The 16,065-nt window shown below is 63.0% G+C and carries 13 protein-coding genes and 1 pseudogene; 6 read left to right on the top strand and 8 right to left on the bottom strand.

Features of this window, described 5'->3' with window-relative positions; genetic code table 11:
- Nucleotides 1-10: 10 nt before the first annotated feature.
- On the bottom strand, nt 11-1,192 hold the full coding sequence (gene sucC, locus ACO07W_RS15150; RefSeq protein ID WP_421844384.1) for an ADP-forming succinate--CoA ligase subunit beta: 1,182 nt from the start codon (nt 1,190-1,192) through the stop codon (nt 11-13).
- Nucleotides 1,193-1,461: 269 nt separating this feature from the next.
- On the opposite strand from sucC, the gene ACO07W_RS15145 reads away from it, so the two are divergent.
- A complete protein-coding gene (locus ACO07W_RS15145) occupies nt 1,462-2,481 on the top strand; it encodes a M23 family metallopeptidase (protein WP_421844382.1) in 1,020 nt (339 codons plus the stop codon).
- Between the two features lie 127 nt (nt 2,482-2,608).
- On the opposite strand, the gene pcrA is transcribed toward ACO07W_RS15145, so the two are convergent.
- Complete coding sequence (pcrA, locus tag ACO07W_RS15140) at nt 2,609-4,945, bottom strand: DNA helicase PcrA (protein ID WP_421844380.1); 2,337 nt, start codon at nt 4,943-4,945, stop codon at nt 2,609-2,611.
- A gap of 418 nt (nt 4,946-5,363) precedes the next feature.
- On the opposite strand from pcrA, the gene ACO07W_RS15135 reads away from it, so the two are divergent.
- Both ACO07W_RS15135 and pgi read left to right on the top strand, forming a co-directional pair.
- Entirely contained in the window at nt 5,364-5,681 is a 318-nt protein-coding gene (locus ACO07W_RS15135) for a chorismate mutase (RefSeq protein ID WP_421844378.1), read from the top strand.
- A 281-nt stretch (nt 5,682-5,962) separates the two neighbouring features.
- Entirely contained in the window at nt 5,963-7,627 is a 1,665-nt protein-coding gene (pgi, locus tag ACO07W_RS15130) for a glucose-6-phosphate isomerase (protein WP_421844376.1), read from the top strand.
- A 26-nt stretch (nt 7,628-7,653) separates the two neighbouring features.
- On the opposite strand, the gene ACO07W_RS15125 is transcribed toward pgi, so the two are convergent.
- The 6 genes and pseudogenes from ACO07W_RS15125 to cobF all read right to left on the bottom strand — a co-directional run bounded on the left by ACO07W_RS15125 (nt 7,654) and on the right by cobF (nt 12,513).
- The gene (locus tag ACO07W_RS15125; protein WP_421844374.1) at nt 7,654-8,400 is read right to left on the bottom strand and encodes an SDR family oxidoreductase; all 747 of its coding nucleotides are present in this window, start codon (nt 8,398-8,400) and stop codon (nt 7,654-7,656) included.
- 97 nt (nt 8,401-8,497) lie between these two features.
- Nucleotides 8,498-8,956, bottom strand: a complete 459-nt coding sequence (locus tag ACO07W_RS15120) for a zinc finger domain-containing protein (protein WP_421846028.1) — start codon at nt 8,954-8,956, stop codon at nt 8,498-8,500.
- Nucleotides 8,957-9,118: 162 nt separating this feature from the next.
- Nucleotides 9,119-9,361, bottom strand: a pseudogene (locus tag ACO07W_RS15115) (DNA-formamidopyrimidine glycosylase family protein); the annotation flags it as partial.
- A gap of 33 nt (nt 9,362-9,394) precedes the next feature.
- Entirely contained in the window at nt 9,395-10,363 is a 969-nt protein-coding gene (locus ACO07W_RS15110) for a PE family protein (RefSeq protein WP_421844372.1), read from the bottom strand.
- A 232-nt stretch (nt 10,364-10,595) separates the two neighbouring features.
- Nucleotides 10,596-11,615, bottom strand: coding sequence for a PE family protein (locus ACO07W_RS15105; RefSeq protein WP_421844370.1), 1,020 nt, complete (start codon nt 11,613-11,615; stop codon nt 10,596-10,598).
- 139 nt (nt 11,616-11,754) lie between these two features.
- The gene (gene cobF / locus ACO07W_RS15100; RefSeq protein ID WP_421844368.1) at nt 11,755-12,513 is read right to left on the bottom strand and encodes a precorrin-6A synthase (deacetylating); all 759 of its coding nucleotides are present in this window, start codon (nt 12,511-12,513) and stop codon (nt 11,755-11,757) included.
- A gap of 173 nt (nt 12,514-12,686) precedes the next feature.
- Between cobF and ACO07W_RS15095 the strand changes: the two genes are divergently transcribed.
- The 3 genes from ACO07W_RS15095 to ACO07W_RS15085 all read left to right on the top strand — a co-directional run bounded on the left by ACO07W_RS15095 (nt 12,687) and on the right by ACO07W_RS15085 (nt 16,053).
- Nucleotides 12,687-13,592, top strand: coding sequence for an AurF N-oxygenase family protein (locus tag ACO07W_RS15095; RefSeq protein WP_421844366.1), 906 nt, complete (start codon nt 12,687-12,689; stop codon nt 13,590-13,592).
- Nucleotides 13,589-14,872: a DUF4873 domain-containing protein gene (locus tag ACO07W_RS15090; protein WP_421844364.1), complete on the top strand. Its 1,284-nt coding sequence runs from the start codon at nt 13,589-13,591 to the stop codon at nt 14,870-14,872. Before ACO07W_RS15095 ends, ACO07W_RS15090 begins: the two co-directional genes overlap by 4 nt.
- Nucleotides 14,873-15,288: 416 nt before the next feature.
- Nucleotides 15,289-16,053, top strand: coding sequence for an STAS domain-containing protein (locus tag ACO07W_RS15085; protein WP_421844362.1), 765 nt, complete (start codon nt 15,289-15,291; stop codon nt 16,051-16,053).
- Nucleotides 16,054-16,065 lie beyond the last annotated feature (12 nt).

The following is a 16,065-nucleotide window of genomic DNA, read 5'->3' as shown; positions in this document are numbered from 1 at the left end:
CGAAGTCCTCTCAGGCGCTCGCCAGCTGAGCCGCTTTGTCTGCGGCCTCGTCCATCGTCGGCACCAACGTGACCAGCGGGTGGTTGGCTTCGGCCAGGATGCGCCGGCCCTCGTCGACGTTGTTGCCGTCCAACCGGACCACCAGTGGCTTGTTGGCCTCGTCGCCCAGGATTTCCAATGCTTTGACGATCCCGGTCGCTACGGCGTCGCAGGCGGTGATGCCACCGAACACATTGACAAAGACGCTCTTGACCTCGTCGTCGCCCAACACCACGTCCAGGCCGGCAGCCATGACCTCCGCTGAAGCGCCGCCGCCGATATCCAGAAAATTGGCTGGCTTCACTCCGTTGTGCTTCTCGCCGGCGTACGCGACGACGTCGAGCGTAGACATCACCAGGCCGGCGCCATTGCCGATAATGCCCACCTGGCCGCTCAGTTTCACGTAGTTGAGGTCATGCTCTTTTGCCTTCAACTCAAGCGGGTCTGTGGCCGCGCGATCCTCGAACTCAGCGTGGCCGGGCTGACGGAAGTCGGCGTTGGCGTCGAGGGTCACCTTGCCGTCTAGCGCCAGGATCTTGCCCGGGTCGCCCGCCCCGCTGGACGGCGTACGCACCAGCGGATTGACCTCGACCAGGGTGGCGTCCTCGGAGACGAAGAGCTCCCACAACTTGGCGATAGTGACGGCAGCGGCGTCGAGCACTTCGACCGGCAGATGGCCTTGTTCCGCGATCGAGCGCGCGAATGCCAAGTCAACTCCCTTAACCGCATCTACTGCGATCTTGGCGAGCCTGTCGGGCTTGGTAGCCGCTACCTCTTCGATCTCCATCCCGCCTTCGACCGAACACATCGCCAGGTAGGTCCGGTTGGCCCGGTCCAGCAGGAAGGAGCAGTAGTACTCCTCGGCGATCTCGCTTGCTTCGGCAACCAACAACTTCTTGACGATGTGACCCTTGATATCGAGGCCCAGAATGTTCTTGGCGTGTTCGTAGGCCTCGTTGGCGTCGGCCGCGTACTTCACTCCGCCCGCCTTGCCACGGCCACCGGCTTTGACCTGAGCTTTGACCATCACCGGGAGACCGATCTCCGCTGCGATGGCCCGAGCGCCTTCGGCGCTGTCGGTAACTCGTCCTACCGTGCTGGGCACATTGTGTTTGGCGAACAGTTCTTTCGCTTGATACTCGAAAAGGTCCATGGGCTCACTGTCTTCGCTTGGCTTGTTACTAGGCCTGCAGGGTGGCGGTGCCGCATTCGGCAACACGTCCGGACGAACTGTATCGACACGCAAAATGCGGTTCACGCGCGCATCTACCCATGTGGTTCAGGTCACCCAACGGAGGTCGATTCGATTCGTGAGACAGGTCACAATCTGACACGGTGTGACACAGTTGCCAGTCCATCCCTTTGTAGATACGGTCTCAAGGTCCGGATAACGTTACGGTCACGATACGAGGACAGTTCAACTTGCCCCAGCATCGTTTTGCCCGCAGTTCTTCCTCAGCGGCGGCTCGCCCAACCCTCGATGGTTGGCCGCAAGCCCGCCGCGAGGAAAACGAAGTTACCGAAATCTTGCCGTTGGACGACTTCGACAACTTCGACGACCTTGATTACTCAGACTTCGGCGAAGGCCTGAACTTCGACGACGAAGCGCGGCTGCCGTCGCCTGCCGAACTCCGGGCCCGCGCCAAATCCGCCAGCGGTGCACCCAGATGGCGTGACGACGCCACCGAAGTCATAGGTTCGGCGACCACCGAGTCCCGCGCAGCGCATCGGCGCGGAGGGCAACATCGCAAGCAGCCGACCAGTGCGGTGCGTGGACGGGTGCTGGTTTCGGCAATGGCCGCCGGCGCGGCAGCAGCGGCTGCACATGCCGCCACCAGTGGGACCGATACCCACGGCATCGACACCGTTTTAACGGCTCAGTCGTCGACGCTAATCGGAGAGTCGAGCACCCACACGCCCCGGGGCGCCCAGGTCATCGCCGCCCAGCCGGCAGCAAACGTCGCAGTCCACAACGCCGAGTTCGCCCGCGGAATGGCGTTCGCCGAGGAGCGTGCACAACGCGAGGCCCGGCTGCAGCAACCGCTCTATGTCATGCCGACCAAAGGGATCTTCACCTCCAACTTCGGGTATCGCTGGGGTGCACTGCACGCGGGCATCGACATCGCCAACTCGATGGGAACTCCTATTCGTGCGGTGTCCGATGGCTTGGTAATAGCCGCGGGCCCGACCGCCGGCTACGGCATGTGGGTCAAGCTGCGCCACGCCGACGGCACCGTAACTCTCTACGGCCACATCAACTCCGCTTTGGTCGACGTCGGGGAACGGGTGATGGCCGGTGACCAGATAGCCACCATGGGTAACCGCGGCTTCTCTACTGGCCCTCATCTGCATTTTGAGGTGCTGTTGGGCGGCACAAAGAGGATCGACCCGGTGCCGTGGCTCGCCAAACGAGGCTTGGAAGTCGGCGACTACTGCGGTTGACGAACGGCCAACACAGAACGACGCCCGTAACCCGCGACGTCTATTCTGCGACCACCCGCATCTCGGTAGGCCCACTCCGCGCTACCGCGTGGTCGGTGCCGTAGCCGCCCTGCTCGCGCTCAACGTGCTACAGCTTCGCGATCGGAGCGTGGTTGTGCATCAGCTTCACTCGCCCAGAACTACCGAAGTCGATCAGCGACATCGCCGATTCTCCGACTCCGGAGACTTCTTCAACACGCCCCAGGCCGTACTTGTCGTGTGTCACCCGGTCTCCGGCCTGCAACACCAACGGCGGACGCTTGCCCGCTCCCGATCTCGTCGGCGATGGGCGCGACGTACCAAAGCGGCCGGCACTCACCGGCGCGCTGAATGACGGCGCGGGCGCTGTGCGCCGCCAGTCGATGAGCTCCTGGGGAATTTCCCGCAGAAAACGGGATTCCGGATTGAGCATCGGCTGGCCCCAAGAAGACCGAACGATGGCCCTGCTCACGTAGAGCCGTTGCCGGGCCCGGGTGATACCCACGTAAGCCAGCCGCCGCTCCTCGGAAAGCTCGGTAGGATCGTCCAGCGCTCGCATATGCGGGAACATGCCGTCCTCCCAACCGGTCACGAATACCACTGGGAATTCCAAACCCTTGGCGGTGTGCAACGTCATCATTGTGACCAAGCCGGAACCGTCCTCGGGGATCTCGTCGGCATCAGCGACTAGAGAGACCCGTTCCAGGAATGCGGCCAGCGTGCTGGTATCCGGCGCGTCCTCATCCTCCGGAATACCCTGACTGTCCAGCGCTTCGGCGACGGCATTATCGCGATCGATACTGAATTCGTGTGCAACACTGACCAGTTCGTTGAGATTATCCAGTCGAGCCAGTTCCTGCGGATCGGTGGACGACTCCAGCTCGCTGCGGTATCTGCTGCGCTCCAGCACCGCCTCAATCAGCTCACCGAGGTCGCCGTCGCGGCAACTACGCAGCTGATCAAGCAACTCGACGAAGCCCGCGATAGCGTTTTGCGCGCGGCTGTTCAGCGTCGGCACTTTGCCTGCCGCCGCGGCCGCAAGCGCATCGGCGAAGCTGGCGCCAGTATTCTCCGCATACACCGACACGGTGGCCTCAGCCCGGTCACCGATGCCACGACGTGGGGTGTTGAGAATGCGCCGCATGCTGACCGCGTCGCCTGGATTGTCCAACACCCGCAAGTAGGCGACGATGTCGCGGATCTCTTTGCGCTCGTAGAAACGGACTCCCCCAACAACCTTGTACGGAATGCCGGCGCGTATGAACACTTCTTCCAGCGACCGCGACGAGTTGTTGGTGCGGTAGAAGACCGCCACATCGTTGTAGCTGATGTCGCCGCGCACCGCGAGTGCATCGATCTCTTCGGCTACGAACCGAGCCTCGTCGTGCTCGTTGTCGGCGACGTAGCCGACAATCCGCTCACCCTCACCTGCGTCGGTCCATAAGCGCTTCTCGCGGCGTCCGGAATTGCGCGCGATTACAGAATTCGCAGCCGACAGAATGTTCTGGGTCGAGCGGTAGTTCTGTTCCAGCAAAATTGTTGTGGCGTCCGGATAATCGCGTTCGAAGTCTTCGATATTGCGAATGGTGGCGCCGCGGAAAGCGTAGATCGACTGGTCGGCATCGCCGACCACGCACAGGTCTGCCGGCTGCACGTCGTCTGGCGAAGCTTGCGAATCTCGCGCGCCACGGCCGACCAGTTCCCGCACCAGTACGTACTGGGCGTGATTGGTGTCTTGGTATTCATCGACCAGGACGTGCCGGAACCGCCGCCGATAGTATTGGGCGATCTCCGGGAATGCCTGCAACACCGCCACGGTCTCCCCGATGAGATCATCGAAGTCCAGCGCATTTGCGGCACGCAACCGCCGCTGATATTCGCCATAAACCGATGCAACGGTGCGCGCCAGGTCGTCTGCATCATCGGAAAGGTCAGCCAATGCGCGTTGCGGGTCAATCAACTCGTTCTTGAGGTTGGAGATCGCGTTGGCCAGCAACCGGGGCGAATACCGTTTGATATCCAGACCCATGTCCCGACCGATCATCTGCAACAGACGTCGCGAATCGTCGGCGTCGTAGATTGAGAAGTTGGAGTTGAGCCCATCGATCAACGTTGCCTGGTTCCGCAGGATGCGCACGCAGCTGGAGTGAAACGTCGACACCCACATGTGGCGAGCGCGAGTCCCGACCAGCCGCACCACCCGCTCACGCATTTCAGCAGCGGCCTTGTTGGTGAAGGTGATCGCCAAGATCTGACCAACGCCGGCCCCACGGCCGGCAATCAGATGCGCGATCCGCCGCGTCAACACCGCCGTCTTACCCGAGCCCGCGCCCGCGACGATCAGCAGCGGCGAGCCCTCGTGAACCACCGCACGGCGCTGTTGCGGGTTAAGCCCATCCAGCAGTCGATCGGCTTCGGGCTTTGCGTCGGTCGTGTGCACACTCATTTCCGTCCAAACCTACCGCCGCTCGGCGACGACCCCACCGGCTGTGTCACCGTATTCGCCGTTGCCTGCTACTACGGCACTTTGCGCGGCTGCGAACTCGCCTGGTGGCACCATCGCCCAAGTCGGCGCCGCCTGCGATGACCCCAGACCGTCTAGGCCGGTACCCACAACCGTCGCCGCGTCAACCGTTGAGCACGGGAGCCCGCGCCGGTTCGGGCCACTCTCCGCCCCCCTCGCACGATGCGCCAGACTTTGCATAGACGTGGCCCGAGGTGGCACACTCAGTTTGTGCTTAAAGCGCAGAGCCGATTTTTCTACGGGTACCCGACAGCGGTGCCCGTGGTCTAGCGACTTTCGCAGAGCCCCGTGGTCCGCTTCTGGATTCGGGGCTCGTCTCTTGTGTGAGGCCCGATACCGGATGAGACCAGAATCCCCACATCACGAGAACGCGGAGTCACAAGAGATGAAGACCGAAATGATCGATGGCCAATCGCTCACCAACATTGACGAGCTGCGCAAAGAAATCGACCGACTAGACAAAGAAATTCTCGCCGCGGTAAAACGCCGCACCGAAGTATCCCAGGCGATCGGCAAAGTCCGAATGGCATCGGGCGGCACTCGGCTGGTGCACAACCGCGAGATGAAGGTGATCGAGCGCTACAGCGAGCTGGGCCCCGACGGCAAGGATCTGGCGATGCTGCTGCTGCGACTAGGACGGGGCCGGCTCGGTCACTAATCGCCCAAGACCGCCACCGCCTACCACAGATTCCCGCAATGCCGCGGTCAATTCCGCCCGAATAGTCACCGCAAGGCCCAGGCGGGCAATGTGAAAGCAACGGGTTTCTCTCGGCACCGGCTGGCGGTCGCCGCGGCGGCGCTACATTGCACCCGCACCTGGGAATATTGGGCGCGCAGTCGCACTCCATAATGCCCGATCTCTCCGCCTGCTCGGTGCGGTCTAGCTGGCCCAGCCCGCTCTGCCAGACGGGGTCCACTAGGCCGGATTAGGGTCGAACCATGACCTCCGTGCACTCCATTCCCGATATCACCGCCACGTCGGCGTGGGCCGCCCTGCGCAGCCACCACGAGAAGGTCGGGGAAACCCATCTACGGCAGTTCTTCGCCGACGACCCAGATCGCGGCGGCGAGCTCGCTGTCACGGTCGGCGACCTCTATATCGACTACAGCAAGCACCGCATCACTCGCGAAACGCTGCGACTGCTCATCGATCTGGCGCAGGCGGCCAACCTTGAACAACGCCGCGACCAGATGTTGGCCGGCGAACACATCAATACCTCGGAGGATCGCGCGGTGCTGCACACCGCGCTGCGGCTGCCACGCGACGTCGAACTGATCGTCGACGGACGCAATGTTGTCGCCGAAGTGCACGGCGTGCTCGACGCGATGGGCGACTTCACCGACCGGCTCCGCAGCGGCGAATGGACCGGTGCCACCGGCAAGCGGATCAGTACCGTTGTCAACATCGGTATCGGCGGTTCAGATCTCGGTCCGGTGATGGCGTGCCAGGCACTGCGCCACTACGCCGACGCAGGGATTTCGGCACGCTTCGTCTCCAACGTCGACCCCGCCGACCTTACCGCGACCTTGGCCGACTTAGATCCTGCGACAACGCTTTTCATCGTTGCGTCGAAGACGTTCTCCACGCTGGAGACCTTGACCAATGCCACAGCCGCCCGGCGCTGGCTCACCGACCAACTCGGCGATGCCGCCGTGTCTAGGCACTTCGTCGCGGTCTCCACCAATCGCCGCCTCGTCGACGACTTCGGAATCAACACCGACAACATGTTCGGTTTCTGGGATTGGGTCGGTGGGCGCTATTCGGTCGATTCAGCCATTGGGCTGTCGATAATGGCCGTCGTCGGCCGCGAGGCCTTCGCCGACTTCCTGGCCGGGTTCCACATCGTTGATCAACATTTCAAGACCGCTCCGCTGGAATCAAACGCGCCGGTAGTGCTCGGCCTGATCGGAGTGTGGTACTCCAACTTCTTAGGTGCGCAATCGCGCGCCGTGTTGCCGTACTCCAACGACCTGGCTCGTTTTGCCGCCTATCTGCAGCAGCTAGCCATGGAATCCAACGGCAAATCGGTGCGTGCTGACGGCACAGCGGTTAACACCGAAACCGGTGAAGTTTATTGGGGTGAACCGGGAACCAACGGCCAACATGCGTTCTATCAACTCCTGCATCAAGGCACCCGGTTGGTGCCGGCCGATTTCATCGGGTTCAGCCAACCCCTCGACGACCTGCCGACCGCTGAGGGCACCGGCAGCATGCACGATCTATTGATGAGCAACTTCTTTGCCCAAACCCAGGTACTCGCCTTCGGCAAGACAGCAGAGGAGATTGCTGCCGAGGGCACCCCAGCCGCCGTAATTCCGCACAAAGTGATGCCCGGCAATCGTCCATCCACGTCAATTCTGGCAAACCGACTCACACCTTCGGTGCTGGGTCAACTGATCGCCCTTTACGAACACCAGGTGTTCACCGAGGGCGTGATCTGGGGTATCGACTCGTTCGACCAATGGGGTGTGGAACTGGGCAAGACTCAGGCTAAGGCGCTGCTTCCAGTGATCACCGGCGCCACCTCGCCGGCGTCTCAGTCGGACAGCTCGACAGATGTCCTGGTACGTCGCTACCGCACCGAGCGGGGGCGTGTGTGCTGACGGTGTACACCGACAGCGTGAGAGCCCTACGCGAACCGTTTTGCCACCTGCGGCAGCATCCGCATTAACTGCACCACCGGCGCCCACGGCCACCACGGCACCGCAGCCCGACCGGGCTCGCGCTCAATGGCAGCCACGAGTGCCTTGACGCCAGAATCAGTGTCCACCATCAACATCGTGCTCTGTGCTTTGGCAGTCATCTCCGACTCGATGTAGCCCGGTTCCATCACCGAGATCTTGATGGGACCTTTCCCGTATTCAGCACGCAGCGATTCGCCCAGCGAGCTCAATCCGGCTTTGCTCGCGGCGTATGCGGCTTTGAGCCCCGGTACCCCTCTTGCGCTAAGCACCGAGGAGATAAGCACCAGGTGACCCGAGCCAGCATTGGTGAACATCTCCAGCGCCGTCTCGATCTGTACAAGTGCGGCCACCAAGTTGGTCTGGATCGTCGCTTTGTTCGCCCATAGCTTGCCTGAGCCCAGCCGGGCGCCCTTGCCGATGCCGGCGTTGACAACAATACGATCGATTCCGCCCAACTGGTCACTCAACTCGGCGAAAACTTTCGGGACCTGCTCATGGTCATTGACATCAAGCGCCGCGACCGCGACCGCGATTGCTGGATACTGTTGCGAAAGTTCGGCTTTCAGTTCATTCAGCCGATCGGTGCGGCGAGCGCACAACGCCAGGTCACGCCCCTTGGCGGCGAAAGCCCGGGCCATTCCGGCACCCAAGCCCGAGCTGGCACCGGTGATGAGGATTTTCTGGCGAGTCACCCGGGCAGCATATCGACCAGGCCACCAACGTTTAGTTGTTTGGGCGTAGCTGCCAGCTTCACGACCAGCGAGTCGGAGATCGAACACCCAGGCGCGACTACTTGAGCAAACGCGACATGCGCCGGTCGGCCAACACCTTGCCGCCGGTCTGGCATGTCGCGCAGTATTGAAACGACTTGTCCGCGAACGACACTTCACGCACGATGTCCGCGCACACCGGGCACGGCAACCCGGTACGTGCGTGCACCCGCAATCCGGCGCGCTTCTCCCCCTTGAGCGTGGCCGCCCGCTGGCCGACCGAGCGACTAACCGCGTCGGACAGCACCGACATCATCGACTCGTGCAGAGCGGTGAGTTGTTCGTCCGACAACTTGCCGGCTGTGGCGAACGGCGAAATTCTGGCGGCATGCAGGATCTCATCGCTGTAGGCGTTGCCGATACCAGCGATCACCTTCTGGTCAGTGATCGCGGTCTTGATCCGGCCAGTGTTGCCGGACAGGAGCCCGGCTAGGTCTTCAGCGTCGACGTCGAGTGCGTCTGGACCGAGCGCCCCAATTCCCGGTACTTGCTTAGGGTCGTCAACCAGCCACACTGCCAGCCGCTTCTGGGTTCCGGCTTCGGTCAGGTCGAAGCCCGGGGAGCTGCCCGGTGTGCCCAGGTGAATGCGCAACGCAATCGGGCCCTTGCCTGGTCGCAATGGAGCCGCCGCCAGCCTGTCAGACCACCGCAACCAGCCCGCACGTGACAGGTGTGCGACCAGCACTAGTTTGCCAACACGCAGCCCCAGGTACTTTCCCCACCGCTCGACCGCCGTTACCACCTGGCTGTGCAGAGCGTCGATCGGCGGGTCGAAGGTTTTCAGCACCGACAGGGCCACGATATCGACGCGACCGATGGTCGTACCGACGGCGTGGCGGCGCAAGTGGTCAACCAGCGCTTCAACCTCGGGGAGTTCGGGCACCCGTTCAGTGTCCCTGTTGCGGCCGAGGGCGCGCTATGCCTGTCCGGCGGTACCGACCCGGTCGAGCCGGGTTCCGCCGAAGCTGCCCGTTTCGCCCTGGACGGCGCCGGCGGCGGTTCCGGCGCCGCTTAGCAAAGTGCCACCGCTACCGGCTTCCCCCCCGTTGCTATACAACCACCCACTATGGCCGCCAAGGCCACCACCGCCGACAGAGCCCACAACCCCACCAAGACCACTGCCCGCCGCAGCCGACCCGGTCGCATCACCACCGTTACCGCTCTGGCCACCAACCCCACCGACACCAAAAAGCAGGCCGGTGGCTCCACCCATACCACCAACACCACCAGCACCGCCGTTGGCGCCGGCCACCCCACCATTGCCGCCGTTGCCGCTATGCCCGCCGAACCCACCGAGCCCATACAACAACCCACCGGCACCACCGAGACCGCCGACACCACCGACAGCACCAACCGCGCCAGCAGTACCAACCGCACCAGCAGTACCCACCGCGCCAGCAGCACCAGTCACACCACCGACAGCACCGCTACCCCACAGCCCCGCCGACCCATCGGCGGCAACAAGGCCCGTCCCCGAACCACCATCACCACCGCCCACCCCAGCGCCAGCAGCCGCACCGGTGCCGCCACCAAACAACGAACCCCCACCAAAAGCCTGCGCAGAACCACCGCTAAAACCGTCAACCTGTTGCATCGGCACCGCGTTCGCGGCCTCCGCGCCCGAATAAGCACCCGCACCCGCATTCATCAGCTGCACAAACTGCTGATGAAACAATGCCGCCTGAGCACTCAACGCCTGATACGCCTGAGCATGGGTATCAAACAACGCCGCCACCGCCGCCGACACCCCATCTGCACCCGCGGGCAACACACCCATCGTCGGAGCCGCCGCAGCCGCGTTCGCCTCACCAATCGCCGAACCAATACCCGCCAAATCGTTGGCCGCAGCCGCCACATTATCGGGCGCCGCGTTCACCCACGACATGGAGAAATTCTTCGGTAACCGCTACTCGATACAACGAGCATGAACGGAGCGTACGCGGACTCGACGTACCTTCTGGCACTTTCGTGCAGATCCGTCCGAGAAGACCAACCCGCTAAAGAACACCCGAGAGAAAATGCCGCACCGCCGTACTATGCCGGCCCCATAGCGCCAGGAGACCGAGCGAAGTTCCTACGGAAGCCGCCGACACCGTCGCGCGCAACACCAGCAAACGTCAGCTTCCCGGTGTCCTGCTGCCCTGCTGGCCTGCCCCAAGATTGTCGTTAAGTCCTGTTCCGCCGTTGCCGAACAGGCCCAATTCACCCCCATTGCCGGCCAAAGCAGCAAAGTCGCCGCCTTGAGCGGCGGTTCCGGCGCCGCTTAGCAACGTGCCACCGCTACCGGCTTCCCCCCCGTTGCTATACAACCACCCACTATGGCCGCCAAGGCCACCACCGCCGACAGAGCCCACAACCCCACCAAGACCACTGCCCGCCGCAGCCGACCCGGTCGCATCACCACCGTTACCGCTCTGGCCACCAACCCCACCGACACCAAAAAGCAGGCCGGTGGCTCCACCCATACCACCAACACCACCAGCACCGCCGTTGGCGCCGGCCACCCCACCATTGCCGCCGTTGCCGCTATGCCCGCCGAACCCACCGAGCCCATACAACAACCCACCGGCACCACCGAGACCGCCGACACCACCGACAGCACCAACCGCGCCAGCAGTACCAACCGCACCAGCAGTACCCACCGCGCCAGCAGCACCAGTCACACCACCGACAGCACCGCTACCCCACAGCCCCGCCGACCCATCGGCGGCAACAAGGCCCGTCCCCGAACCACCATCACCACCGCCCACCCCAGCGCCAGCAGCCGCACCGGTGCCGCCACCAAACAACGAACCCCCACCAAAAGCCTGCGCAGAACCACCGCTAAAACCGTCAACCTGTTGCATCGGCACCGCGTTCGCGGCCTCCGCGCCCGAATAAGCACCCGCACCCGCATTCATCAGCTGCACAAACTGCTGATGAAACAATGCCGCCTGAGCACTCAACGCCTGATACGCCTGAGCATGGGTATCAAACAACGCCGCCACCGCCGCCGACACCCCATCCGCACCCGCGGGCAACACACCCATCGTCGGAGCCGCCGCAGCCGCGTTCGCCTCACCAATCGCCGAACCAATACCCGCCAAATCGTTGGCCGCAGCCGCCACATTATCGGGCGCCGCGTTCACCCACGACATATGGAACCTCCGGCCAATTCGCGACGGCCCCGACCCACCCGTTGAGCTTCGACACAAATTGACTAGTTACCAATGTTATCGCGGCTTAGCAGCCAATTTGGCTTATTAACCAAATCCTTAGTCGCATCACATCACCGCCCTATTCATGACACCGGCGCAGGAGATATGTATCCATAATCCAGCCGTGCCGTGCCCGCGCTTCGCCACGCAACGCCGCGATACGCTCCCCGACCTCAGCGACAGTGCCCGCCATCAGTAGCTCATCCTCGGTACCGAGATATGCACCCCACCAGATCCGGGTGTCAGGCGGGCAGGCCAGAAACGAGCAATCAGCGTCAAGCATGACCACCGCCGAGCCCGTTAGCCCATGCGTCCGCAGCTGTCTGCCCGTGGTGATGAGAACAGGTGCGCCCACATCGTTGAGCGGGATGCGGTGCCGCGCCGTCAGCGCCTGCACCGCGGTGACACCCGGAATAACGTCATAGCTGATATCGACCTGAGCCGCTACGGCATCGAGAATGCGCAGCGTACTGTCATACAACGACGGATCACCCCAAGCCAGGAAGGCGCCCACGCCATCAGGCCCGAGTTCGGCGGCAATGGCCGCCGCCCAAACCTGAGCGCGTGCGGCATGCCACTCCGACACCGATTCTTTGTAGGCCTCCCGACAGCCAACGTCGGTCGACCGTCGCGGATCGGACAGCTCGACGAATCGATAGCCACGCCCACGGATAAACCGAGCGCAGATCTTCCGCCGCAACGCCACCAAGTCACTCTTCGCCTCCCCTTTGTCCATTGCGAAGAAGACCTGGGTGTCATTGAGTGCGTCAATCGCCTGGACAGTCAGGTAATCGGGATCTCCAGCACCGATACCGATGACGTGAATATGACGACTCACCGCACTTCCTCCCGAGCGGACACGTCGACCGCAACATCAAGCAGGGTCAAGCGCGACCGCCAAATTTGACGTCTCAAATTTCCTCCAGGACCACAGGTACCCGATACCATGGGTATTGCATATCGCCCGCGGCCTCCCTGCCCGCCGAAGCGCCTGATGAAGGGACACCAACGATGACTACTGCGGTGAAACCAGATGGGCCAGGTCGCGAAGAGTTCTCTGAGCGTTTGCTGCGGGGCTCGGTCAAGAAATCATACGAGCCCATTGTCGACATCGACTGGGATGCTCCACTGGACCCAGACAAATTCTATCTGCCACCCAAACTGGTGTCGTTATATGGCAGCCCAATGTGGGATGCGATGACCCGCGAGCAACAAATCGAGCTGTCCCGGCAAGAATTGGTCAACACACTCTCGGCGGGCATCTGGTTCGAGAACCTGCTCAACCAATCGCTATTGCGCACGCTGATGCACGCCAATCCAACAACCCGGGCGACCCACTACGCATTGACCGAAATGGGCGATGAGACGCGCCACATGGTCATGTTCGGAAAAGCTATCGAGCGTATCGGCGCCAAGCCGGTCCGCCCCCAGCTGTATCAGCGGATGCTCATCAATGCTCTGCCGCTGGTGTTCCAACGAGGTTCGATGCTATGGGTGGCCGCATTGGTCGGCGAGGAAATCTTCGATTCGCTGCAACGGCAGATGATGGATGACCCTCAATTGCAACCGATAATCCGGCGTCTCATGCGCATCCATGTCACCGAGGAGGCACGCCACATTCAGTTCGCACGCGACGGCCTGCGGAAACGAGTCACGGAGATGCCGCGTTTCAACCGATGGTTCATCGCGAACATCAATGGGCTCGGTGGATACTTCTTCCGCTACCTTTTCAGCCACTCGATCCCGTACGCGCGCACGGGTCTGGACGTAAAGCAGGCCCGCAAGACCGCGCGCACCAGTACGCACCGACACGAAATGCAGCTGACCGGATTCGCGCCACTGGCGGCGTTCCTAACCGAAATCGGCCTCATGGGCCCGCTGGCGCGCCGCGGCTGGAAACGCAGCAGATTTTTGTGACCAAACCGTCCGGCCGGGCGCACGCCCGGCACCGCGCCGTCATCATCGGCCTGGGTGCCGCCGGCATCGAAACCGGGACCAGGCTGCTGGCCGCCGACATGACCGACCTGCTGATCTTGGAGAAGACGCGTAAAACACCCCCACCCCAGTTTGGGGGGTTCCTACGCTTGGGCTGCGAAGTCGTCAGCGCTGTGTTCGACGACGACACGGATACCTGGGCGCTAGGCACGACCGACGGACAGACCGTCCGCAGCCACGTCGTCGTAGCAACCCACCAACCTGCGCACATCCCTTGGATACCCGATGTCGCCGGTCGCGCCGACTTCCGCGGAGAATCATTTCACGCAGCGGCCTGGAACCCCAATTTCGATCCAGCCGGCAAACGCGTCGCGGTGGTCGGCGGCGATGCCACGTCCGCCCACCAGCTGGCCGGACTGGCCGAAGAGGCGACATCAGTCGCCGTCTTCGCCCACCCGCCGCGCCGGCTGGTGACCGAGCTACCCCTGCCAACCACCCGCGCCAAACGCTGGCTGCGCCGCCGCACTCGGCGAGAGCGACCACGACCAGCGCTGGTGCGGTCGGCGATCGAGGCGGTTACCTCGTCGGGGATCCGTACCCGCGACGGTGTCAATCACCGCGCGGACGCCATCATCTACGGGACGGGTTTCACGATCCCCGATCACCTCCCTGACCGTGCACTCGTCGGCACCCGTGGCCTGACCATCCGTCAGGCCTGGCACAACGGCATGGAACCCTTCCTTGGCCTCGCCGTGCACGGCTTTCCCAACTACTTCTTCGTCGCTGGACCCAATAGCGGATCGCAGGCGCGATACGTCGTCGAGTTCTTAGACCTGATCAAGCACACCGCCGCCACCCGGATCGAGGTACGCCGCAGCAGCCAGCACGTGTTCAACGAACGCACCCAACTCCAACCGGTGTTGTTTGATCCGGTCGCTCGAGTATCTGAGGCATTCGACCTGTCGTCCGATACCGTCAACGACGACATCTACGACGGCGTTGCGACGCTGATATGGGCCGGAAGCCGCCGCCGTGTTCGGGTACGACTGGCCGGACACCTGGACCCCATTGACGGCAACTACCACTGGCAAGGGACCGTTTTCGATCATCTACCCGAAGACGCGCTGCGGCGGGAACACACAGCGACACTGACAGTCGGCGAGCGCAGCGCACCGATTCGCATCCTCGAACGAACGCCGTTGGGCGCACGGTCGGTCGCCGGCGTGGGCGCCCCACCGTATCACCGGCGTACTGAGCGCTAACGTCTTCGGGCGCAACTCGGTGCTGCGTCGACAGCACAGTCCGGCGGCCGGCGAGAGCACTGCCGAAATGCGCACCAACGTTAGGCCCCTGACGCGACGACCATCTGAAACGGCGACCGGTCGAACAGTTGCCACACACCTGCTGGCCATACCAGATACCACGGGATGTACACATAACTGGAGCACCAGCGGGCGATAGGAGTATTTGCCGCCAATGCGGGCGGCATCCGCGAGCAACTGACCGAGCCGGAGTTCGAGGAGCAGGCCATGAAACCGGGTGATGGTATGGAACTGGACGGCCGGTGCACGCGGTCGCCTCGTCATGCGACCGCGCGGGCAGTGGCGGCGCTTCGGCCGGGACGTGCTCGCCAACGCGACGCCGGGGCATCCATCGCCGACGGAACGGACTGATTCCGGTGAGCGCGCTAGCGAAATCGCCAAGCAGCCTAGCGATTACCACCCGAGTCGAACGCTCGACGGTCGTGCTGGCCGCTGACGGTGTGCTCAACACCGGCAATTCCGCAGAATTTCGTGACAGCATCACCAAGGCAACACTCGGCGAGCCGTACGCCGTCGTCGTCGACGTCACCGCGCTTCAGGTCCCAACGGAAGCTACGTGGTCGGTCTTCATAGCCGCATACTGGCAGGCCGATATCCAGCCGAACGTTCCAATCGCGCTCATCTGCGCCAATCGGGCCAGCCGAGCTGCGATCACCCGCGCGGGGGTGACGCGGTTCATGCCGGTGTATGCCAGTGAGAAACGCGCGACCAAAGCCATCGCTCGGCTCACACGTCGCAATATCCACCGGGCCTGCGCGCAGCTGCCCGCTAACCTGAACAGCCTGCGTGAAGCACGCAAACTCACCCGCGAGTGGCTCACCACCTGGTCACGACCCCGGCTTGTCCCGGTCGCACTGGTAATCGTCAATGTGCTGGTGGAAAACGTTCTCAAACACACGAGCAGCGACCCGGTGGTGCGGATCGAGAGCGACGGAACGACCGCAGCCATCTCGGTGTCAGACACCAGCAATGCCCCCGCCGTGCGGGAAGCGGCCCCACCGAACGGGATCGACGTGTCAGGACTTGCCATCGTCGCCGCGTTGTCGCGCGCGTGGGGCAGCACGCCCACCTCATCCGGCAAGACGGTCTGGGCGATCATCGGGCCCGAAAACCAGCTCTAAAGCGGCGGCCAT

The organism is Mycobacterium sp. (assembly GCF_965230835.1).
In the GTDB taxonomy this organism is placed as follows: domain Bacteria; phylum Actinomycetota; class Actinomycetes; order Mycobacteriales; family Mycobacteriaceae; genus Mycobacterium.
The sequence above is the reverse complement of the archived record's forward strand: the minus strand, read 5'-3'. Positions and strand labels throughout refer to the sequence as shown.

Bases quoted from the DNA above. Each gene is read 5' to 3' on its own strand.
- sucC (WP_421844384.1), bottom strand. From the start codon at position 1,192: ATGGACCTTTTCGAGTATCAAGCGAAAGAACTGTTCGCCAAACACAAT.
- pcrA (WP_421844380.1), bottom strand. From the start codon at position 4,945: ATGAGTGTGCACACGACCGACGCAAAGCCCGAAGCCGATCGACTGCTG.
- ACO07W_RS15135 (WP_421844378.1), top strand. From the start codon at position 5,364: ATGAGACCAGAATCCCCACATCACGAGAACGCGGAGTCACAAGAGATG.
- pgi (WP_421844376.1), top strand. From the start codon at position 5,963: ATGACCTCCGTGCACTCCATTCCCGATATCACCGCCACGTCGGCGTGG.
- ACO07W_RS15110 (WP_421844372.1), bottom strand. From the start codon at position 10,363: ATGTCGTGGGTGAACGCGGCGCCCGATAATGTGGCGGCTGCGGCCAAC.
- ACO07W_RS15105 (WP_421844370.1), bottom strand. From the start codon at position 11,615: ATGTCGTGGGTGAACGCGGCGCCCGATAATGTGGCGGCTGCGGCCAAC.
- ACO07W_RS15095 (WP_421844366.1), top strand. From the start codon at position 12,687: ATGACTACTGCGGTGAAACCAGATGGGCCAGGTCGCGAAGAGTTCTCT.